Source organism: Anaerobacillus sp. MEB173 (genome assembly GCF_052119505.1).
Taxonomy (GTDB): Bacteria; Bacillota; Bacilli; order Bacillales; family JBJMAU01; genus JBJMAU01.
The window spans coordinates 179,686-202,578 of sequence record NZ_JBJMAU010000005.1; the positions used below are offsets into that span (position 1 = coordinate 179,686).

Annotated in this window: 20 protein-coding genes, 2 tRNA genes, 1 riboswitch and 1 other annotated feature; of the genes, 2 read left to right on the forward strand and 20 right to left on the reverse strand. The window is 37.8% G+C overall.

All coding sequences use genetic code 11. The features are described 5' to 3' along the window. Window positions 1-37: 37 nt before the first annotated feature. From ACJ2A9_RS12690 to ilvD, 5 genes are all read right to left on the reverse strand, one after another. Window positions 38-1,585: a 2-isopropylmalate synthase gene (locus tag ACJ2A9_RS12690; RefSeq protein ID WP_441422035.1), complete on the reverse strand. Its 1,548-nt coding sequence runs from the start codon at window positions 1,583-1,585 to the stop codon at window positions 38-40. Then, window positions 1,572-2,594 (reverse strand): ketol-acid reductoisomerase, encoded by a 1,023-nt coding sequence (gene ilvC / locus ACJ2A9_RS12695; protein ID WP_441422036.1) that lies wholly within the window; start codon window positions 2,592-2,594, stop codon window positions 1,572-1,574. Before ilvC ends, ACJ2A9_RS12690 begins: the two co-directional genes overlap by 14 nt. A 61-nt stretch (window positions 2,595-2,655) precedes the next feature. Further along, window positions 2,656-3,180 (reverse strand): acetolactate synthase small subunit, encoded by a 525-nt coding sequence (gene ilvN, locus ACJ2A9_RS12700; protein ID WP_441422037.1) that lies wholly within the window; start codon window positions 3,178-3,180, stop codon window positions 2,656-2,658. After that, a complete protein-coding gene (ilvB, locus tag ACJ2A9_RS12705) occupies window positions 3,177-4,904 on the reverse strand; it encodes an acetolactate synthase large subunit (protein ID WP_441422038.1) in 1,728 nt (575 codons plus the stop codon). The genes ilvN and ilvB overlap by 4 nt, the downstream gene beginning before the upstream one ends. Window positions 4,905-5,086: 182 nt before the next feature. Next, window positions 5,087-5,345: a binding site (T-box leader), on the reverse strand. Window positions 5,346-5,380: 35 nt separating this feature from the next. Further along, the gene (ilvD, locus tag ACJ2A9_RS12710; RefSeq protein WP_441422189.1) at window positions 5,381-7,048 is read right to left on the reverse strand and encodes a dihydroxy-acid dehydratase; all 1,668 of its coding nucleotides are present in this window, start codon (window positions 7,046-7,048) and stop codon (window positions 5,381-5,383) included. 457 nt (window positions 7,049-7,505) lie between these two features. On the opposite strand from ilvD, the gene ACJ2A9_RS12715 reads away from it, so the two are divergent. Further along, a complete protein-coding gene (locus tag ACJ2A9_RS12715; RefSeq protein ID WP_441422039.1) occupies window positions 7,506-7,910 on the forward strand; it encodes a hypothetical protein in 405 nt (134 codons plus the stop codon). 97 nt (window positions 7,911-8,007) lie between these two features. Here the strand turns inward: ACJ2A9_RS12715 and ACJ2A9_RS12720 are convergent. The 13 genes from ACJ2A9_RS12720 to ACJ2A9_RS12780 form a co-directional block, all read right to left on the reverse strand. After that, window positions 8,008-8,084, reverse strand: a tRNA-Arg gene (locus ACJ2A9_RS12720). A 14-nt stretch (window positions 8,085-8,098) separates the two neighbouring features. Beyond that, window positions 8,099-8,169 (reverse strand) — tRNA-Gly (locus tag ACJ2A9_RS12725). 171 nt (window positions 8,170-8,340) lie between these two features. After that, window positions 8,341-8,862, reverse strand: a complete 522-nt coding sequence (locus ACJ2A9_RS12730) for a metallophosphoesterase family protein (protein WP_441422040.1) — start codon at window positions 8,860-8,862, stop codon at window positions 8,341-8,343. A gap of 25 nt (window positions 8,863-8,887) precedes the next feature. Next, window positions 8,888-9,481, reverse strand: coding sequence for an XTP/dITP diphosphatase (locus ACJ2A9_RS12735; RefSeq protein WP_441422041.1), 594 nt, complete (start codon window positions 9,479-9,481; stop codon window positions 8,888-8,890). Next, a complete protein-coding gene (gene rph, locus ACJ2A9_RS12740; RefSeq protein WP_441422042.1) occupies window positions 9,478-10,245 on the reverse strand; it encodes a ribonuclease PH in 768 nt (255 codons plus the stop codon). The genes ACJ2A9_RS12735 and rph overlap by 4 nt, the downstream gene beginning before the upstream one ends. Before the next feature lie 179 nt (window positions 10,246-10,424). After that, window positions 10,425-11,501, reverse strand: coding sequence for a GerMN domain-containing protein (locus tag ACJ2A9_RS12745; RefSeq protein ID WP_441422043.1), 1,077 nt, complete (start codon window positions 11,499-11,501; stop codon window positions 10,425-10,427). A 157-nt stretch (window positions 11,502-11,658) separates the two neighbouring features. Continuing rightward, complete coding sequence (racE, locus tag ACJ2A9_RS12750; RefSeq protein WP_441422044.1) at window positions 11,659-12,456, reverse strand: glutamate racemase; 798 nt, start codon at window positions 12,454-12,456, stop codon at window positions 11,659-11,661. A gap of 32 nt (window positions 12,457-12,488) precedes the next feature. Beyond that, complete coding sequence (locus ACJ2A9_RS12755; protein WP_441422045.1) at window positions 12,489-12,938, reverse strand: MarR family winged helix-turn-helix transcriptional regulator; 450 nt, start codon at window positions 12,936-12,938, stop codon at window positions 12,489-12,491. A gap of 268 nt (window positions 12,939-13,206) precedes the next feature. Further along, window positions 13,207-13,431, reverse strand: coding sequence for a helix-turn-helix domain-containing protein (locus tag ACJ2A9_RS12760; protein WP_441422046.1), 225 nt, complete (start codon window positions 13,429-13,431; stop codon window positions 13,207-13,209). A 350-nt stretch (window positions 13,432-13,781) separates the two neighbouring features. After that, window positions 13,782-14,534 (reverse strand): succinate dehydrogenase iron-sulfur subunit, encoded by a 753-nt coding sequence (gene sdhB / locus ACJ2A9_RS12765; protein ID WP_441422047.1) that lies wholly within the window; start codon window positions 14,532-14,534, stop codon window positions 13,782-13,784. A 19-nt stretch (window positions 14,535-14,553) separates the two neighbouring features. Beyond that, on the reverse strand, window positions 14,554-16,299 hold the full coding sequence (sdhA, locus tag ACJ2A9_RS12770; protein ID WP_441422048.1) for a succinate dehydrogenase flavoprotein subunit: 1,746 nt from the start codon (window positions 16,297-16,299) through the stop codon (window positions 14,554-14,556). A 13-nt stretch (window positions 16,300-16,312) separates the two neighbouring features. After that, window positions 16,313-16,942 (reverse strand): succinate dehydrogenase cytochrome b558 subunit, encoded by a 630-nt coding sequence (locus tag ACJ2A9_RS12775; RefSeq protein ID WP_441422049.1) that lies wholly within the window; start codon window positions 16,940-16,942, stop codon window positions 16,313-16,315. Window positions 16,943-17,289: 347 nt separating this feature from the next. Beyond that, window positions 17,290-18,639 (reverse strand): TrkH family potassium uptake protein, encoded by a 1,350-nt coding sequence (locus ACJ2A9_RS12780; RefSeq protein WP_441422050.1) that lies wholly within the window; start codon window positions 18,637-18,639, stop codon window positions 17,290-17,292. A gap of 127 nt (window positions 18,640-18,766) precedes the next feature. On the opposite strand from ACJ2A9_RS12780, the gene ACJ2A9_RS12785 reads away from it, so the two are divergent. Then, window positions 18,767-19,204 carry a YslB family protein gene (locus tag ACJ2A9_RS12785; protein WP_441422051.1) on the forward strand — a complete coding sequence of 146 codons (438 nt, stop codon included), beginning with the start codon at window positions 18,767-18,769 and terminating at the stop codon, window positions 19,202-19,204. Window positions 19,205-19,329: 125 nt separating this feature from the next. Here the strand turns inward: ACJ2A9_RS12785 and ACJ2A9_RS12790 are convergent, their stop codons facing one another. Both ACJ2A9_RS12790 and uvrC read right to left on the reverse strand, forming a co-directional pair. Then, on the reverse strand, window positions 19,330-20,565 hold the full coding sequence (locus ACJ2A9_RS12790; RefSeq protein WP_441422052.1) for an aspartate kinase: 1,236 nt from the start codon (window positions 20,563-20,565) through the stop codon (window positions 19,330-19,332). 190 nt (window positions 20,566-20,755) lie between these two features. Then, window positions 20,756-20,943: riboswitch (Lysine riboswitch) on the reverse strand. A gap of 79 nt (window positions 20,944-21,022) precedes the next feature. Beyond that, on the reverse strand, window positions 21,023-22,744 hold the full coding sequence (uvrC, locus tag ACJ2A9_RS12795) for an excinuclease ABC subunit UvrC (RefSeq protein WP_441422190.1): 1,722 nt from the start codon (window positions 22,742-22,744) through the stop codon (window positions 21,023-21,025). Window positions 22,745-22,893: the final 149 nt, after the last annotated feature.

The window sequence follows — 22,893 nt, forward strand, 5'->3', positions numbered from 1 at the left end:
TCTGGACATTACTTACTTCAATTAGTTATCAAGTCGTTTAAACCTTTACTTGTTTGGCAAGTGCTTGATCTTTAAGTTTACGGTTTAAAACACGATTGATAGCATCAATGTAAGCTTTTGCTGAAGCTTCCAGTACATCATGTGCTGTTCCACGACCACTTGATTCTACCCCGTCAAAGTTAATCTTTACATATACCTCTGCTAATGCGTCACGACCACCGTTTACTGATTGAATACGGTAATCTTGTAATGTAACTGTAGAATCAATCATTCTTTCAAGCGTGTTATAAATGGCTTCTACGCTACCAGATCCTGTTGCAGCTTCTTGTAATGATTCACCCTCAGGGGTCTTAAGTGTAATGGTAGCTGTTGGAATATTTGTTGTTCCGTAATTGACTTGAATGTTCTCAACTTCATAATAAGCAACTGCCGACCCGACTCTTTCTTCGGTCATTAGTGCGAAAATATCATCTTCCGTAATTTCTTTCTTTTTGTCGGCAAGATCTTTAAATGCTTTAAATACCTTATTGATCTCTTCTTCAGTCGCTGTATAACCAAGTTCATTTAACTTATCTTTGAATGCATGACGCCCTGAATGTTTTCCTAACACCATACGGTTTGAAGAGACACCGACTAACTCCGGCGTAATAATTTCGTATGTTGTTTTTTCTTTTAACACACCATCCTGGTGAATACCAGATTCATGCGCAAAAGCGTTCGCACCAACGACAGCCTTATTACTTGGTACAACCATTCCTGTTAATTTGCTAACAAGTGTACTTGTACGTTTAATTTCATTTAGTTTTAAGCCTGTTTCAGCTTGATAAAAATCATTTCGAATTCTTAACGCAACAGCAATTTCTTCTAATGAAGCATTCCCTGCGCGTTCTCCAATTCCATTAATTGTACATTCAACTTGATCAGCCCCGGCTTCAATTGCAGCAAGTGAATTGGCAACAGCCATTCCAAGATCATCATGACAATGACAAGACAATGCAGCCTTATGAATATTCGGTACATGTTCACGCAGGTAGTTGAACATATGCCCGATTTCCTTTGGTGTAATATAACCAACTGTATCTGGAAGGTTAATTACCGAAGCTCCAGCATCAATGACCTGTTCAATAATACGAGCAAGAAAATCAATATCTGATCGACAAGCATCTTCTGCTGACCATTGAACATGCGGGAAGAACTTTGCAGCATACTTAACAGATGCAACGGCTGTTTCTACAACCTCATCAGGCGTTTTACGGAGTTTATGCTTCATATGAATTGGTGAAGTCGCAAGAAAAACATGAATTCTTGGTTCCGCACCACCTTTTAAAGCCTCCCAGGATGTATCGATATCACTTTGAACAGATCGTGATAGTCCAGTAACAGAGCTTCCTTTTACCATATCAGCAATTGCTTTTACTGAACGGAAATCCCCAGGGGATGAAGCTGGGAACCCAGCTTCGATAATATCTACCCCAAGGCGTTCTAATTGTAAAGCAATTTCCATCTTCTCTTCGAAGTTTAAATTAACCCCTGCCGACTGTTCTCCATCTCGAAGTGTCGTATCGAATACATTAACCTTTCGCACTACCTACCACTCCTTTAGATTTTGCCTTTACGAATGGCATCATTTCACGTAATTCACGTCCGACAACTTCAATTGGATGTTGTTTCTCTCTTTCATTGATTGCCGTGAACTCAGGACGATTCGCTTGGTTTTCTAAGATCCAGCCTTTTGCAAATTTACCAGTTTGGATATCTGTTAAGATACTCTTCATAGCTTTTTTCGTTTCATCGGTTACTACTTGAGGACCAGCTACGAAATCTCCCCATTGTGCAGTATCAGAAATTGAATAACGCATTCCTTCTAGTCCGCCTTCATACATAAGGTCTACGATAAGTTTTAATTCATGTAAACACTCGAAGTAAGCAACTTCTGGTTGGTAACCAGCTTCAACTAATGTTTCGAATCCTGCTTTTACAAGAGCAGATGTTCCACCACAAAGTACTGCTTGCTCACCGAATAAATCTGTTTCAGTTTCTTCTTGGAATGTAGTTTCTAATACACCCGCACGAGCTGAACCGATTTGCTTCGCATATGCTAAAGCGATATCTTTCGCTTGACCAGTTGCATCTTGATATACCGCGATAAGGCCTGGAACGCCGGCACCTTCTTCAAATGTACGACGAACCAAGTGACCTGGTCCTTTTGGTGCTGCAAGGAATACGTCAACATTTGCAGGTGGTACGATTTGGTTAAAGTGAACATTGAATCCGTGTGCGAATGCCAAAGCTTTTCCTTCAGTTAATTCAGGCTCAATTTCATTTTTGTATACTGCAGGCTGGTTTTCATCCGGTAATAAAATCATGATAACATCAGCTTGTGCTGCTGCTTCACGAACTGGTAGTACTGTAAATCCATCATTTACTGCTTTATCCCAAGAACCACCTTGACGAAGACCGATTACTACGTCAACTCCACTTTCACGCAGGTTTTGTGCATGTGCATGACCTTGTGAACCATATCCTACAATTGCAACCTTTTTCCCTTGTAATAGTCCTTCATTTACATCTTGGTTATAATATACTTTTGCCATTTTAAAATCTCTCCTTTTTTTCCATTAGTTAGTTTATTTGATAGTTTATAGTTGAATACATTTATTGAATTAATGTATATCTATTTTGATCATGAGCTGGTTGTTTTTTTGTACCACGCTTAAATGCTGTAATACCAGTACGGGCCAACTCTTTAATGCCATACGGTTTTAATAAATCAATGATCGCTTCAACCTTTTCAAAATCACCAGTAACTTGAACCGTCATACTATCTCGCCCTACATCAATAATCGTAGCACGGAAAGGTTCGATAATGCCTGAAATTTCTAGGCGATTTTGTGGTGTTGTTACTACCTTAATTAAAGCAAGCTCTCTGGCAACAATCGGTTCATCTGTAATGTCTTGGACCTTTAGAACATCGATTTGTTTGTTTAGTTGTTTGATCACTTGTTCAAGACTTCTTTCATTGTCAACAACAATTGTAAATGTCATTTTTGAAATTCCAGGTGTTTCCGTATGTCCTACAGTAATACTTTCAATATTGAAATGACGTTTAGTAAACAATCCTGTTACACGATTTAATACACCAGCACGATTATTAACAGTAGCAGTTAAAATTCTTTTCATTCTGGTTTCACCCCTACAATATCAAGTACGCTTTTTCCGGAAGGGATCATTGGGTACACTTTTTCTTTTGGCGCGATTCTAAAATCAATAAGGACTGGACCATTGATTTCCATTGCTTCCTTAAGTGCTTCCTCTACATGATCCGGGTTGTCAATTTTCATCCCTTTAATGCCATATGCATCAGCTAATTTCACAAAGTCTGGCTGAACCGGTAATAATGAGCTGGAATAACGTTCATTATAGAATAGCTCCTGCCATTGACGAACCATTCCTAACGATCCGTTATTTAGAATGATCACTTTCACAGGAATATTAAATTCTTGTAAAAGCCCAAGCTCTTGTAACGTCATTTGGAAACCGCCATCACCAACGATACAAACAACTTTTTTATCCGGTTCTGCAAATTGGGCTCCAATTGCTGCCGGGAAACCAAATCCCATTGTTCCTAGACCGCCTGAAGTAACTAAACGGTGCGGCTTATTAAATGAATAGAATTGCGCTGCCCACATTTGGTGCTGTCCTACATCGGTTGTTACTACAGCATCACCATTGGTTACTTTATGAATTTGTTCGATTAGTTTTTGCGGCTTAATTACGTTTTCATCCTCTACATACCATAAAGGATACTCTTCTTTTAATTGCTGTAATTCAGCACACCATACTGCATTTTCACCTTTCGCACCGTTTTCGGCAATAAGTGCTTTTAATGCTTCGCCGGAGTCACTTACGACTGGAATTTGTGTCTCAACATTTTTCCCGATTTCAGCTGGATCAATGTCAATATGAGCTACGATTGCATTTGGTGCGAATTTTTTCAGATCCCCAGTGACTCGGTCATCAAAACGAGCACCGATACTAATCAATAAATCACAATCATATAACGCTTGGTTTGCTGTATAAGTTCCGTGCATTCCAGCCATTCCTAAGAATAATTCATGGTCCCCTGGAAAAGATCCTAAACCTAGTAAAGTAGTCGTTACAGGAATTTGCTGTTGTTCAGCATACTCTTTAAGTTCAGCATGAGCTTTACCAAAGAGTACCCCAGCTCCTGCTAAAATGACTGGCTTCTTTGCATGGCTTACAGCTTCAACAAGTTTACGAATTTGTAAGTGATTAGGCTTAATTGTCGGCTGATATCCTGGAAGATCAAGTTCTTGATCATAGTCAAATTCAGCTTCATCCAATACGATATCCTTAGGAAGATCAATCAATACAGGTCCTGGTCTGCCAGTCGTTGCGATATGGAAGGCTTCTTTCATAATTCTTGGTAAATCCTTCACATCACGAACTTGATAGTTGTGCTTTGTAATTGGAATCGTTAATCCCATCACGTCAGCTTCTTGGAAAGCATCAGAACCAATTACATCAGTTCCTACCTGACCAGTAAGAACAACAAGTGGTAATGAATCAATCATGGCATCCGCTAACCCGGTCACAATATTTGTTGCGCCCGGACCAGATGTAACAAGTACTACACCTGGTTTACCTGAAACTCTTGCATAACCTTCTGCCGCATGAATTGCACCTTGTTCGTGACGAGCCAACATATGACGAATGCCACTGTCATACAATGCATCATAAATTTTTAAAACGGCTCCCCCTGGATAACCAAACATCACTTCTACATTTTCTCTACGCAGTGCTTCAATGACCATTTCCGCACCTGTAAGTTTTTGTAAAGTTTTGGCTTCACTCTTTTCAACTTTCTTCACCTTAGTGTTCATTGTTTAAACCCTCCTCCTAACCTAGGAAAAAATCATATTGTTCTTACTCAGCTCAACTCTGCTAACTGTATGATCATTTTTAGGGGCTGACATCATTTCACTCTAACCATATATCTAAAAATTCTGATTTTAGAAAAACAAAAAAATCTTTCCACCCCATACATGACCATTAGTAATGGACTATAAGGGGCGAAAAGATTTCACTTTCCACGGTACCACCCTTGTTCATGACACAGATTCCTCTATGTCATCTCACGAACGATTTGTATCGTCCTTTTTTAATAACGAGTGGTTAGACCACCCGACTAATCCTACTAAGTATGCTGTTCAGATTAGCACTCTGAGGTGAGTTCATTAAAGTTGGTAACACCGTCTTTCAGCAACCACGGCTCTCTGTAGATACCATTTTCTTTAATTACTTTTCCTCATCGACGTTTTCATTAATATGTTAGTTTTTCATTGAACTATCTTAACAATTATATTTTCATAATACCACCAGTATTCGCCGAAGTTACAAGTTTAGAATATCTTGCTAAATATCCTGTTTTCACTTTCGGTTCTGGTTGTACCCATTTTTCTTTTCGTTTTGCAAGTTCTTCATCAGAGACAAGAGCATTAATCGTACGGTTTGGTAAATCAATAGAGATTCGATCTCCATTCTCTATTAATGCAATCGGTCCGCCTTCTGCAGCTTCTGGTGAAATGTGTCCAATTGAAATTCCACGAGATGCACCTGAGAACCTTCCATCGGTAATAAGCGCCACTTTTGTACCTAATCCACGACCAACAATTGAAGACGTTGGTGCAAGCATTTCTGGCATTCCCGGACCGCCTTTTGGTCCTTCATAACGAATGACAACAACATGGCCTTCTCTTACTGTACCATCATCAATTCCTGCTTGAGCAGCCTCTTGTGATTCGAAAATAATCGCTTCACCTTCAAATGTTTTGATTGATTCATCAACTGCTCCAACCTTGATAACTGCACCATCAGGAGCGATGTTACCAAATAGGATTGATAAACCGCCTACTGGACTATATGGATTTTCTTTTTTTCTAATTACTTCAGAGTTAACTATTTTTGCATCTTTTATATTTTCATAGACCGATTTCCCTGTAATTGTAATACGGTCAGGGTGAATCGCTCCTTCGATATCACAAAGTTCTCTAATGATTGCACTTACACCACCGGCGTTATGAACATCTTCCATTGAATAGTCAGATGCTGGGCTGATTTTTGATAAATATGGAACGCGCTCAGCAACTTCATTAATACGATTCAGATTGTATTCAACTCCTGCTTCATTCGCTATTGCTAATGTATGAAGAACTGTATTTGTTGAACCACCCATAGCCATATCAAGAGCAAAGCAATCATCAATCGCTTCTTTTGTAATGATATCTCTTGGCTTAATATCTTTATCAATTAAGTTCATTAAGTGGTTAGCAGCTTCTTTAATCAAACGATGTCTTTCATTTGATGTAGCAAGAATCGTGCCGTTTCCAGGTAGTGCTAATCCAGCCATTTCCATCATTGCATTCATTGAGTTAGCTGTAAACATTCCTGAACATGAACCACATGTTGGACATGCTGATTGTTCAATTTCAAGTAGTTCTTCTCTTGTCATTTGTCCTGAAGAGAATGCACCTACACCTTCGAATACAGATGCTAATGATAAAGGCTTCCCATCTTTTGTTCGACCTGCTTCCATCGGTCCGCCTGTAACAAATACAGATGGTACATTCGTACGAACAGCTGCCATAAGCATCCCCGGTGTAATCTTATCACAGTTTGGAATGAAGAAAACTCCATCAAACCAGTGTGCGTTAATCACTGTTTCTGCTGCATCAGCGATAATTTCACGACTTGGCAATGAATATCTCATCCCAATATGACCCATGGCAATTCCGTCATCTACACCAATTGTATTAAATTCAAACGGTACGCCACCAGCTTCACGAATCGCTTCCTTAACAACTTCTGCAAATTTATTTAAGTGAACATGACCTGGAATAATATCAATGTATGAGTTACATACACCGATAAACGGCTTATTCATATCTTCATCTTTCACACCAGCGGCACGTAGAAGACTTCGATGTGGTGCCCGATCAATTCCCTTTTTAATCATATCGCTTCTCATCATTGAATCGCTCCTGTTTCACTAGATTTTATTCTGCAATTATATTGTGTCACTAGAGGATAAAATTTTTCTCCTCCATAACTAGTTAAAGAGAGCTCCGTTCGAATATTTAGAATATTGTCGATATAGGAGATTTCTTGTAAATAATAACTTTGCTTACTATGTTATTATTTTTTCTATTTTGTGTTTCGTCGTTATTTTTTGAAATGAATAACTTTAGTATTTGAGCATTATATTACGCTGATTCTCGGATACGGTCAACCACTTTTTATAAAATTATTCGACAATTTTGAAAAAGAAACACCTTGAATCCGCTTACAATCCATAAATAATAGCATTCTTGAAATAAAAAAAATTTCATTTTAATCTGAATACTCACTTCTATACTTTTGTTGAATATTTTTTCAATATAGGTTTGTTTTACAAAAATTGGTCTATCCTACTAAGGGTGATGATTATGATTCCATTCGAATACGTAGTTGAATCTTTATTTTTATCATTTGTAATTTTGCACCAGTATTTTAAACAAAATACAAAAGAACCTAATTTAGTCATTGTAACTGAAAACAGCCCTCCTCTTCGAAACGATGGCGAGAAGATATTGTATCATCAATTGACAAAACGAGGTTATTTTGTGAGTTCGCAGGTTAGATTTGGTGGACAATCAGTCGATTTAGCATTGATGCCTTATAAAATCGCAATCATTATTGAAGATAAGACGTCTGCCAAGAGTGAGTGGTTACTAAATCTGTACGGTTGGAAAGTGTTATCATTTACTGAAAAACAAATTAAACAGGATTTGTATGAAGTCATTCGAAGGATCAATACCAATATAAAGAAAGGTACTGCACGGCACTTGTAAAAAGTCTCATTGAAACAACAAGTGTCGTGCTTTTTCAATGCAAAAAAACCTCTAATTCCAATAATTGAATTAGAGGTTTAGTATCCTATGTATAAAATGGCGTCCCAGGAGAGATTCGAACTCCCGACCGACGGCTTAGAAGGCCGTTGCTCTATCCTGCTGAGCTACTGGGACAAAATGATTTAGAGAGCGGGTGATGAGAATCGAACTCACGACCAGAGCTTGGAAGGCTCTTGTTTTACCACTAAACTACACCCGCATATTTTTTCTATAATCAGCAGCGACAATATAAACTATACAGCTTTTCTAGGGTAATGTCAAGGGGTCTACAATGTAAAATTTAAAATTTAGAATTAAAACCTTAGAAAGTGCACTCAGGGAAGTCTTTTACTTCCCTGAAATGCTTACAACCATTTTACATTTTACATTTTTAATTTTCAATTATCTCGTATTCTTTTTTCAACTCTTCAATTTCTTTTCCGCTACGTTCATAAAAGCGAACAGTGACTTTGCTCGTTTCTAGTTCACAAATGACATAGGTTTGTTCATTTCTTCCTCTTGGCAGTCGGAGACTTCCTGGGTTAATATAAATGATTCCATTTTCCTTGAAAGAAACTGCAAGATGAGAGTGTCCAAAACAGACAATATTTGCCCCTACCTCTTCACCACGGTAAGAAATTGGGACGTGAGACATTTTGACATTATATAAATGTCCATGGGTAATATATAACTTCAGCCCATTCAGTTCATGCAGTATTTCCTCTGGAAACCCACTGTTTCTCCGGTCACAGTTCCCTTTCACAACTAGAACGTTTGTTAGTTCCTTTGAGCCATTTTGAAGCTCCGAATCACCGCAGTGAATAACTGTGTTAACTTCAGAGCGGTGTCGGAGGATAACTTCTTCGACCTCTTTTTGCCAACCATGACTATCACTAATGATCAATACTTTCATAGCCTTCCTCAGTCCCCCCAATCCATTAGATTATTTCGTCAATATGCTTTTGAAATTCTTGAATTGCTTTTGCCCGGTGACTGATAGCATTTTTTTCAGTTGGTAAAAGCTCAGCCATTGTTTTCTCCAGGTTTGGAATATACATAATTGGATCATAACCAAAACCATTTTCCCCTTTTGGCTCATCTGTAATGATTCCTTCACAAATTCCTTCAAACACCTTTGTTTCTTTTCCTGGTATGGCTACTGCCAATGCGCAATGAAACCTCGCAGTACGTTCTTCAAAAGCGAAACCTTCGAGCTCTTTTAATAGTTTTTCAATGTTTTTTTGATCATCTTTTTCTGGGCCTGCATACCGGGCTGAGTAGATACCTGGATTACCTCCTAACGCATCAACTGCTAAACCAGAATCATCAGCAATGACCATCTTGTTAAATCGCTTGCTAATAGCTTCTGCTTTTATAATTGCATTGTCACGAAATGTTGTACCACTCTCTTCTATGTCTTCAATTGATGGAAAATCCAATAATGATTTTACTGAACAGCCTTTTTCAGAAAAAATCTCAGCAAACTCTTTTACTTTTCCCTTATTTTTTGTGGCAACAATCAGCTCGTTCATTCGTTAGATTCACCTTCTTTTTCAATAGGTGGTATCATATCACTATATGGTCCTAATACTTCTTTTTGTAGCTCAAATAGCTCTTTAATGCCTTTTTCAGCTAAATCAATCAGCTCATTTAATTGTTTACGAGAAAATGTTGCTTCTTCTCCAGTCCCTTGTAATTCAACAAATTCTCCATTTCCAGTCATAATGACATTCATATCAACATTTGCTTTTGCATCTTCAAGATAACAAAGGTCTAAAATCTCACCTAATTCCGGATCTACACCAACAGAAATGGCTGCCAAATACTCCTTTACTGGTATATGATTAATCATTTTCTTCTCTACACATTTTCCTAACGCGATCACCATCGCTACAAATGCCCCGGTAATCGAAGCGGTTCTCGTACCGCCATCTGCTTGAATCACATCACAATCAAGCCACACGGTTCTCTCACCAAGTGAGTCTAAATCAACGACTGACCGTAACGCTCGGCCAATTAAACGTTGAATTTCCATTGTACGGCCTGATATTTTACCCTTTGCAGCTTCACGTATATTACGTTGCTCCGTTGCTCTGGGCAGCATTGAATACTCTGCTGTAACCCAGCCCTTTCCTTTTCCTCTCATAAATGGAGGAACACGTTCTTCAACACTCGCTGTGCAAATGACCTTCGTCTCTCCTACTGTGATTAATACTGAACCTTCCGGATGCTTTAAAAAATCTTTATCAATATGTACCGTTCTTAGTTCATCTTTCTTTCGTCCGTCAACCCTCATGTATATTATCCTCCTCTTATTTTTCATATTGATTGTTTGTTTAGGATGTACTACAACTGCGTATCCTTTTTCATTATTACCAACTAGAGGTAATTATTGCATTTTTGGGGAGAGAAAAAGAGGCAGCATTCCGCTGCCTCTTACCCTTTATATTCCATTATAGATGATCTAAGCGCAGATTAAAAGCTACCTGTATTGACATTTGTAGGCCGCGTTACTGGCTCTGATAATACTTCGCCAGATGCTTTTAATATTTCTGATTTCCCATCAACATGGATCGCTACCTTTTCAACACCTTCTTGCTCTGTAAGCGAGAGAACAATTAAATTAAGGACTTCTTCAGAAATAGCTGTTCCTTCCAAATGATTAAGGATATTTTCATTAAAGTTAAGTGATACAATTCCATTTTCATATGAAGGCTCATCAAGTAACTTGACACCACTTCGAATATCGGTTAACAAATTTGAATGACTTGAAGGCCCTTTAAGCAGTTCTTTAACAACCGCTACCTTTTCATCTTCGTTACCGTTTATTCTTCTTGTCACCGGCACATAGTAAGTGTTGTCCCCATTTTGAGCAAGGAAGTAAAGGGTTACCCCTTTACTGTTCACTAAATCAACAACTCGATCAGACTCAATATTGATTCCATCAGCTCGGGAAACTCCGTCACTAATTGGAGTCCCATTCACAGGCATTGTTTCTTGCTGGTAACCATTAATCCAAATTTCAACCTTTTCAACACCATCAAACTGCGTTAATGTCCATGTCACAGCCTGTAAAATTTTCTTCTCATCTTCTGGTCGATAGTCTTTAAATTGCTCTGAGAAATCAGCAACAATGAGTCCATCTTCCTTCATATTTACCCCTAATACTTCAGTTCCAGGTGGCAATACTGCCTGGAAACCACTTGGCAATAGCTCTGTAACCGGTCCATCTTGTACTAAATATTCCAATGATTGCTTCGCTGGTCCTTCAGTTTTTGGAAGTGATATCATCTGTGGAGCTACAAGTCCATTTTGATCAATAAGATATAATTCTCTTAATGCCATTTCTGATACTTCCGACATTTCACTTTCTTCTTCAGTTACTTCATCAGCATCTTCTACTCCAATTGATTGACTTTCATCTACATAATTAACCTGCGGTGGATCCATTTCCTCCAACGTTGTTTTTCCTCCAAATCCACAACCAGATACAATGAGTGATAATGCTAAAACTAAAAGTATTGGCACCACTGTTCTGAATAGCTTTTGCATTCATTTCCCCCCTAAGGCAGTTTGTACTACTATATATACGAGCACTTTCTTCTTTTAGACCACTATGGGGAAAAATTTAGAATTTAGAATTCAAACCTTTGAAAGTAACTCTAGTAGTTTACCCTAAGAAAAAACCATTCTTATGTATCAGAATGGTTTAATGTAAGCGTATCGTTTCGACATTTTTAATTTCCATGTTCAACCAATGGCTAGCAATCTTCTTAAAGATCTCGCTTTCACCTGTTGTATAAAACTGATGATCTGCTTTCGTATCAGTAGTTTGTAATAACCCCTTATGATAGAGAAGTGCACTTACTTCACGCGCAGTTTCATCACCTGATCCGATTAATGAAATATGATCTCCAACGACCCTTTGAATAACATTACGAAGGAGTGGATAATGAGTACAGCCAAGAATAAGCGTATCCATTTGACTATCCTTTAAAGCTGCTAATGATTCCTGCACAGCGATTTCCGCCTCTTCTCCATCAAATATTCCCCTCTCAACGAGTGGAACAAAACGCGGGCAGGCTAAGCTGTCTACCTTCACATTGCTGTTAATTGTTGTTAACGCTTTTTTATAGGCACCACTTTGAATCGTTCCTTCAGTACCAATTACACCAACATGCTTGTTTTTCGTTACTTTTAGAGCCGTAATCGCACCTGGATGAATAACACCGATAACCGGAATAGACAACTCTTTTTTTGCCTCTTCCAAAACAACTGCAGTTGCTGTATTACAAGCGATCACTAACATTTTGATATCTTTATAAAGTAAGTAGTTTATCATTTCCCATGTGAATCTTCGTACCTCTTCTTCTGGCCTGGGGCCATATGGACATCTTTGGGTATCTCCGACATAAATAATGTCCTCTTTTGGAAGTTGACGCATCATTTCTTTAACGACAGTTAAGCCCCCAATCCCAGAATCAATAACACCAATTGCTTTTTTCAAGAAATTCCCTCATTTACTCATTTTATTATTGTTTATGTTTCCTTTTTCATTTCAAGATATAAAAGGTCCAAATCATGTTCTAACCTATCGACTATATCATCAGGCAGGTTTTGCAAGATTCCCTTTAAATAATTTTGTCTCTGCTTAATTACTTCTTGGATAATCACATTTCCTTTATCAAGGAGATGGATACGAACAACTCTGCGGTCACTCTTGTCCCTCACTCTTTCAACAAGTTCACCCGTTTCCATACGATCTATTAAATCCGTTGTCGTACTATATGCTAAATACATTTTTGCAGATAGTTCTCCAATTGTCATATCTCCATGGTCATATAACCAAGTAAGGGCTATAAATTGTGGAGGTGTAATTGGAAATTGGGTAAGTATTTCACGTCCTCTTTGTTTTATGAGATCAGCAATTAATCTAAGAGTTTTTTCAATTTCAGCCACTTGCTTACTATTGATTTGGTCATCATTCATATACTTCTCTCCAATCTTAATCCAAGAAATATTATATAAAAAAAACGCATATGTTTCTACATTTACGCATATATTTGTGAAATGAAAACGTGATAGAACTTACTCTGTTCACTTTTTTAAAGCATATCATAAGACTAAACCAAATTATAACATCGGAAAAAAATAAAAAGTATAAAAAAGGGCTTGTTCTCCCTATTTATACTCAAAATGTCTCTACTCACCAAGAAAGGAATAGATCCGGCTTTCTGACTGAGAAAGCCGGATCTAGTTAAATCTTAAGCTCCCCTAATCTTACAAGTTCGATAACAGCCTGGGAGCGCCCCTTTACTCCTAGCTTCTGCATCGTATTTGAAATATGGTTTCGAACTGTTTTCTCACTTATAAACAGTTGTTGAGCAATTTCTTTCGTTGTCTTGTCTTGAACGAGGAGTTCGAATACTTCTCTTTCCCTTTTTGTGAGTAAAGGCTTTAATCTGTAATCATGATCCTTCAAAAAATTCACCCCTTCTTGCTCGGGCTGAAGAGTATAGTGATCACTTGGGAATGTATTTAGTCACGATATCATATGTAAAGAAAACAGTGCTTGTGACTTTATTTATAAGAAGGTTACAAGGTTTTTTAAATTTATAATGTAGAATTTAGAATTTAGAATTATTTTTAGCTACTTTAATGAAGTCTTCCTGTACCATCAAGGAAGATTTTGATTTTTAACTCTATGAGCTTACTTTTAAGCCTCTTTGAATTCCCCAACACCAATTCTAAATTCTAAATTTAACTCTCATCTTGTTTCCCACAATAATAAGAGAGTTCCTCAATTACAGAGAAACTCTCTTATTATTTTTACTAATAGCTTCCGAAGAAGTTTTTGAATGATTGTAATGATGTTTGACGGTTTAAGTCAGCGATTGATGTTGTTAATGGAATACCTTTTGGACATGACTGTACACAGTTTTGTGAGTTACCACAGTTTGCAAGTCCTCCGTCACCCATAATTGTTTCAAGACGTTCAGCTTTATTCATCTCACCTGTTGGATGCGCATTAAAGAGACGTACTTGAGAAAGTGGAGCCGGTCCAATGAATTCTGATTTGCTGTTCACGTTAGGACAAGCTTCCAGACACACACCACATGTCATACATTTTGACAATTCGTATGCCCACTGACGCTTCGTCTCTGCCATACGTGGTCCTGGTCCTAAATCATACGTTCCGTCAATCGGAATCCATGCTTTTACTTTCTTCAGTGAATCAAACATACGACTGCGATCAATCATAAGGTCACGAACAACCGGGAAAGTTTTCATTGGTTCAACACGAATTGGTTGCTCTAATTGATCAATAAGTGCTGTACATGATTGTCTAGGCTTACCGTTGATCACCATAGAACAAGCACCACAAACCTCTTCTAAACAGTTCATTTCCCACGCTACTGCAGTTGTTTTTTCCCCTTTAGCATTAACCGGGTTACGACGAATTTCCATTAATGCTGAGATGATATTCATATTTTCACGATAAGGAACAGAAAATTCCTCTTGGTATGGACTGCTATTCGCATCGTCCTGACGAGTTATAATTAAACGAACAACTTTTTCACTCATACCTATTCAACTCCTCCCCTTATTTTTTCTTGGAGTAATCACGTTTACGTGGCTTGATTAATGAAACATCTACATCTTCATACTCAAATTTCGGACCACTTGTCGTGAATTTGGCTTTTGTTGTCTTTAGCCATTCTTCATCGTTACGATCTGGGAATTCTGGTTTATAGTGAGCTCCACGGCTCTCATTTCTATTGTAAGCTCCAAGTGTAATTACTCGCGCTAGTTCAAGCATATTCCATAATTGACGAGTGAATGATGCACCTTGGTTACTCCATTGAGATGTATCATTAATATCAATGTTTTGGTAACGCTCCATTAACTCTTGGATTTTTTCATCTGTTGCTAATAGCTTTTTATTTTCACGAACAACTGTTACATTATCAGTCATCCATTCACCTAGTTCTTTATGAAGAACGTACGCATTTTCAGTACCGTTCATTTGCGTAATCTTGTTGTAAGCTTCAGTATCTTTCTTCACTTGAGCCTCAAATACTGAGCTAGCAACAGCATCAGCTGATTTCTCAAGACCGTTCATATATTCAATTGCTTTCGGTCCAGCAACCATACCACCGTAAATCGCTGATAATAATGAGTTAGCCCCTAAACGGTTTCCACCATGCTGTGAATAATCACACTCACCTGCCGCAAAAAGACCAGGAATATTTGTCATTTGATCATAGTCAACCCACATTCCACCCATTGAATAGTGAACTGCCGGGAAGATCTTCATCGGTACTTTACGAGGATCATCACCCATGAATTTTTCATAGATTTCAATGATACCACCAAGCTTGATATCAAGCTCTTTCGGATCTTTGTGTGAAAGATCTAAGTAAACCATGTTCTCACCGTTAATTCCAAGCTTCTGCTCGACACAAACGTCAAAAATTTCACGTGTTGCAATATCACGAGGAACCAGGTTACCATAAGCTGGATATTTTTCTTCAAGGAAGTACCAAGGCTTACCGTCTTTGTACGTCCATACTCGTCCACCTTCACCACGAGCAGACTCACTCATTAAACGAAGCTTATCGTCTCCTGGAATTGCTGTTGGGTGGATTTGAATGAATTCACCATTTGCATAGTACACACCTTGCTGATAAAGAGCAGATGCTGCAGTACCTGTATTAATAACCGAGTTTGTTGACTTACCGAAGATAATCCCAGGTCCGCCAGTTGCCATAATAACAGCATCAGAACTAAAGCTTTGAACTTCCATAGACTTTAAGTTTTGTGCTGTAATCCCTCGACAGACTCCTTCGTCATCTACGATTGCAGATAGGAATTCCCATCCTTCGTATTTCGTAACTAGACCTCTTGCTTCATGACGGCGAACTTGTTCATCTAGTGCATAAAGAAGCTGTTGTCCAGTTGTCGCACCAGCAAATGCTGTACGGTGATGTTGCGTTCCACCGAAACGACGGAAGTCTAATAATCCTTCAGGTGTACGGTTAAACATAACACCCATACGGTCCATTAAGTGAATAATTCCAGGTGCTGCTTCACACATTGCTTTAACTGGAGGTTGGTTTGCTAAAAAGTCCCCTCCATAAACTGTATCATCAAAATGCTCCCAAGGAGAGTCTCCTTCACCTTTTGTATTTACTGCACCGTTCATGCCGCCTTGTGCACAAACAGAGTGAGAGCGTTTAACAGGTACTAGTGAAAATAAATCCACAGGTACGCCGGCTTCAGCAGCTTTGATTGTTGCCATTAACCCTGCTAAGCCACCGCCAACGACAATAATTCTTCCTTTACTCATAGTGACTCACCCCTTACATATTGGCTAATTCTGGATTGATAAATGCTAAGATTGCACGAATACCTACAAACGTTAATGCAAAGAAAATCCCGATCGTAACGTATGTAGAAATTTGTTGTGAACGTGGTGTAACTGTAATACCCCAAGAAACTAAGAAAGACCATAATCCATTTGCAAAGTGGAACGTTGTAGATACAACCCCAACAATATAAAATACAAGCATAAATGGACTACTTAAAATATCAGCCATCATATTATAATTCACTGCAGCTCCAAACGCAGCTGCAATTCTAGTTTCCCATACGTGCCAAACAATAAAGATTAATGTTACAATTCCAGTGACCCTTTGTAACATGAACATCCAGTTTCTAAAAAATCCATATCTACTTACATTGTTAGTCGCTGTAAAAGCAATATAAATTCCATAAATCGCATGGTAAAGTAATGGTAAGAAGATCAAAAAGATTTCTAATACATAACGAAATGGTAAATGCTCCATAAACTGTGCTGCACGGTTAAATGACTCTGCACCGCTAGCAGCGAAATGGTTGATAATTAAATGTTGAGTTAAAAATAGACCAATTGGTATGACTCCTAATAAGGAGTGTAGTTTTCGATTGACAAATTCTCGATTTCCGGCCATATCACTTGCCCCCTATTCTTAGAATTGAAAAGTAGCGTATATACTCTCTTTCTCTCCCCTATTGTTTGCGTATACGTAAAACCTCCCCGCTCTTAATCTAGTTTCCAATGAATGAAATATTAAGAAAGCTAAGAATTGAAACCCAATTAAGTTTCTTTGAATAAATTGTGACAAATTTATTGTACTCCCAACATCTTTTATCGTCAAGAAACGACGTGCATGAAATATTCAAAAAAGTCGAATTTATTTACATTTTGAATTTAGAAGTTTTTAAATCTCTTATTTGCCCTTTCTAAAAGCAACGACTTCGACAATATTCTTCATTAAAAATATTTAGTAAATTTTTACTATCCGATAATAATACGTTCTGTTGGATATTTATAAAAGCTCTTTGTTTCTTTTTTACGTATAGAGAATAGAAATGCGACGAGACCTACACGGCCAATGAACATAAGCACCATTAAAACAGCCTGACTGGGAAAGCTCAAATTTGAAGTAATCCCCATTGATAAGCCACACGTTCCGAATGCAGAGCTTGTCTCGAAAATAATTGCAAGTAAGCTAATGTTATTACTGTTTTCGAATGCTGCAATAAGAATCGTTGCACTAAATAAAAGTACTAGAAAAACAGATAAGACAATAAAGGCTTTTTGTTTATCCTCCGGGTGTATTTCCCTTCCAAATACTTTTACATCCGTTTTACCAAGTGCAAAACTGCGAATCGTCAAAAACATGACAGCTAGTGTCGTTGTCCGAATCCCTCCCCCTACACTTGATGGGCTCGCCCCAATAATCATTAATCCAGATATAAATAATAATGTAGCAACACTTAATTCAGAGACATCCATTGTGGCTAACCCACCGCTTCTTGCTGTTGCTGAATTAAATACGGAATAAAACAACTGCTGATGCCATTCTAAACCAACATAGTAGTTACCGCTTTCCAATGCCCAAATCATTAATACACCAACAACAAAAACAAAAAAGTATGTTGTTGTCGTAATTTTTGTAAATAAACTAAATTTAAAATTTGGATGTTTTTTCGAAAAGTATGCCCGTACTTCAAGAAGGACCGGAAACCCAATCGCACCTGCCATAATAAGCAAAATCACAATAAACTGAACATAGTAATCATTGGCAAATGGAATAAGTGACTCACCAGTAATATCAAATCCAGCATTTGTAAAAGCACTTAGTGAGGCAAAGGCTCCTTGATAAAAAGCTTCATAGGCACTGTCAAAATAATTTAAAAAATAAATCCCCAAAATTAATGCCCCAATTAACTCAATGATTAGTGCAACAAGTAAAATTCCCCTCATCAAATTTACCAGTCCTGAAAAGTTAATTTGATTTTGGTCAATCATGATTAACATTCGTTGTGATAAATTGATTTTTCTTCCGAAAATCATCCATATAAATGTCCCCAACGTCATGATACCAATACCACCCAGCTGGATCGCTAACGATAAAAAAATAACCCCAGTAAAACTATATGTTTCCGATACATTTACAACCGTAAGACCTGTTACACTTACCGCACTTACTGATGTAAAAAGCGCCTCCGCATACGTCACATCGACACCTTGTTGGTGAGAAATTGGTAAGTATAGCAAAAAACTAAAGACAAACATTGAGAGTATGTATGAAATAATAATCACTCGAAAGGGAGTTAAATATTTGCTCATTCCTAATTTCATATTTTTACCTCCAAGACTCATTGTGCAATAGTATATCATTTCTGCCTACCTCAAGCTATAGAGAAACGGGGTAAGACCGTTTATAATATAATGAAGTAGAGTGATATGATAGGAAATGAGGTATATAATGAAAAAAGAAACGATCGAAACTATTGTGCAAGAACAACATCAAGTACCCCTATTTGGTTATGAACTTCTTCGAAAGGATTTACTCCCTGCTTTACTGGGAAAAGAGCATGATAAAATTCTGTATTGGGCTGGTAAAACTTTGGCCCGTCAATATCCGCTTCCAACACTGGACGACATCATCCATTTCTTTACGAAATCTGGCTGGGGTCAGCTAACGTTAACGAAAGAAAAAAAGCGGGAACTACACTTTGAACTAACATCTGAATTTTTCGCAAAAAGAAGGGAAAATTACTCATGCCAATTAGAAGCTGGTTTTCTGGCGGAACAAATCCAGCAGCAAACAAATAATATTAGTGAAACTGACACTGTTCAAAAAGGAACCAAAGTTCTTTTCACTGTACATATTGATCGGAAAGATCAAGTGCAAAGTGAATAGTTAATAGATAATAGTTAAAAGTTTAAGTTTATAGTTAAAAGACTTGAAAGGATTTCATGGGAGTTTGTTAAAAAACTCCCATGAATTATCTCCAGAAACTTTAAACTTTCAACTTTTTAACTTTTTTACACCGTTTGCGCTGCCGGGATTGCATCCAGGTTAAAAGCTGTATGTAAGACCTCAACAGCTTTCACCATATCTTCCTTATCAACAACTGTAGAAATTTTAATTTCTGATGTACTTACCATTTTGACATGGATATCTTCATTTGCTAACACCTTAAACATCTGTGCAGCCACACCTGGGTTAGAAATCATTCCAGATCCTACAATCGAAACTTTTGCTAGGTTATCTTCATGACGAAGCTCTTCATATTGCAGTGATGCTTTCTGTTCCTCTAGAATAGCAATTGTTTCATCTAATTGGGATTGATCGATCGAAAACGAGATATTGATTGTTTCCTTATCATTCGCATTTTGGATAATAATATCTACATTAATATTATTTTCTGCAAGTATTGTGAAAACATCAGCTAACGTATTTAATTGATTTGGCAACCCTACAACTGTAAATTTTGTTACATTACTTTCAAATGCTAATCCTCGAACGACTAAATTTTTCTCCATGGTAACTTCCTCCTCTACGAACGTTCCTTCCTCTTCAACCATACTAGACTTCACTGTTAATACAACTTGATGATTTTTTGCAAATTCAACGGCCCTTGGGTGCAATACACCAGCGCCAAGGTTGGCTAATTCTAACATTTCATCATAAGAAATCGATAATAATTTGCGAGCTCGTTTCACATACCTAGGATCTGCTGTAAACACACCGGTTACATCTGTATAGATATCGCAACGGTCAGCTTTCAGTCCTGCCGCTAAGGCCACTGCTGTTGTATCAGAACCACCACGTCCTAATGTCGTAATTTCTTGATCGATCGTCATTCCTTGAAAGCCGGCTACTATGACTACTTTTCCTTCTGCTAAAAAATGCTGAATCTTTTCTTCTTTAAAATTACTGATTCTTGCATTTCCATGAATCGCTTCCGTTTCGATCCCTGCTTGCCATCCTGTTAAAGAAACGGCAGGATATCCAGCTTCTTGCAACGCCATTGCAAGCAATGAAATCGTTATTTGCTCTCCGGTTGTTAGTAACATATCCATTTCTCGTTTATTAGGCTTTTTTGAAATTTGATTTGCTAAGTCAACAAGCTGATCTGTCGATTTCCCCATCGCAGAAACAACAACGACAACTTGATTTCCCTCATCTACTGATTTACTTATTGTTTTCGCTACATGTTGAATTCGTTCAACACTGCCTACTGATGTTCCACCGAACTTTTTTACTATTAATGCCATTTTTTTCAATCCTTTCTTTTGTTTCACAGTCGTAAGAAAAACAAGAAAAGCGTTTTACGGACCGAAGTGACCTCGAGCGGTCAGTGCCGGAGCCAGACAACAAAAAAAGCAACAGCAAGGATCACTCACTGTTGCTTGGTAATGGCAATATCATTCCATGTCCAATACCACACTTGTTTTCCCTTACTCATCGTGAGATAGTCCTCCACACAACCTTTGGGATGATTGTGTGACAGCCCTACACTTGTTCAATGCAGGTCCAGCATAAATGGTAGTGAGCCCCTTTACACTTCGGCGAATTCCCCTTTCAAACTTACTTCTTCGGACCTCATCATCCTCAATAAGTCTACTCTTGGTTTTCGCGCCTCTACCATCACTTCACAAAAATGAAGTGTGGCTTTATTCAATTTGTTATGATTATAGCAACATTTAGATCATGTTACAATAGTAAATTTTTTCAATGCTTTTCTTCTTTTAAATGCTTGATGATGTTTTGGATCACATTTTCAGGCAGTTTAAGTTTACGAAACTCTTCTTCGGATGCTTCTTTTATTTTCTTAATCGATCCAAAATGTTTTAATAACGAACGTTTTCTTTTTTCTCCTACTCCTGGAATACCATCAAGTGTTGATTGTAATAACGACTTGCCACGAATTTGACGATGAAAGGTAATCGCAAAACGATGGACCTCATCTTGAATCCGTTGCAGTAAATAAAACTCCTGACTATCACGTTTTAATGGTACGACCATAGCTGGATCACCGATAAGAAGCTGTGATGTTCTGTGTTTATCATCTTTCTTAAGGCCGCATACAGGTATGTGAACGCCTAGTTCATCTTCTAAAACACTTTTCGCAACATTCATTTGCCCTATCCCTCCATCAATTACGATCAGGTCAGGTAATGGTGCCTTTTCCTTTAAAAGACGTAAATAACGCCGGCGAACTACTTCCTGCATTGAGTGATAATCATCAGGTCCTTCAACAGTTTTAATTTTATATTTACGGTACTCTTTTTTATTCGGCTTACCATCAAGGAAACTTACCATCGCTGAGACAGGATCTGTTCCTTGTATATTGGAATTATCAAAAGCTTCAATTCTGTATGGAGGTTCAATTCCTAGTGCCTTACCAAGATTCTCAACTGCGCGAACGGTTCTTGACTCATCACGTTCAATTAACGCAAATTTTTCTTTAAGGGCTACTTCTGCATTCTTTATCGCAAGTTCGACGAGATCTTTTTTGTTTCCACGTTGAGGCTGAATCGTTTTCACCTGCAAAAATTGACTAATTAGCTCGTTGTCAACATCCTTTGGCAGTAAGATCTCCTTTGGTTTTATATGTTCTTTTTGCATATAAAACTGACCGATATAGGTTAAGAAGTCTTCTTCTGCTTCTCCGTAAAAAGGAAAGATCGATACATCGCGTTCAATTAACTTTCCTTGACGAACAAAGAAAACTTGAACACACATCCATCCTTTATCATAGGAAAAACCAAAGACATCACGGTCTATTTGATCTGTCATTGTCATTTTTTGCTTTTCCATGACAGCTTCGATATCAGTGATTTGGTCACGCAATTCTTTTGCCCGCTCGAAATTAAGCTCCTCCGATGCTTTAAGCATTTTTTCTGTTAATTCATCTTTTATTTCTTTATGACCACCGTTTAAAAAACGGATAATGGCATTGACCATTTCCGTGTTTTCCTCAGGAGATACGTTATTTACACAAGGTGCTTTACACTGGCCAATATGATAATAAAGACAAACACGATCTGGCAATGTATTGCATTTACGCAGTGGAAAAAGGCGATCAAGTAACTTTTTCGTTTCAGCGGCAGCTCCTGCATGAGGATATGGTCCAAAGTATTTGCCTTTATCCTTTTTCACCTTTCTTGTCGTGATTAATCGTGGATGCTCCTCTGACGTTATTTTGAGGTATGGATAGCTTTTATCATCTTTTAGCATGACATTATATTTCGGATCATGCTTTTTAATTAAATTGATTTCCAATAAAAGTGCTTCTAGGTTTGAGGAAGTAATAATATATTCAAAATCAGCAATTTCACTAACGAGACGCTGTGTTTTTCCATCATGTGATCCGGTGAAATAAGAGCGTACTCGATTTTTTAATACCTTTGCCTTACCAACGTAAATAATCGTTCCTTGTTTGTCTTTCATTAAATAGCATCCTGGCTGATCAGGTAGTATAGCTAATTTTTCTTTTATCTTGTCCACTCAAATACACCACCTTACAACTCACTCTACGTGATTCTGATCTACTTATACTAAACTGCATCAATAAAAAAAAGCCTGATATCAGGCTTTTT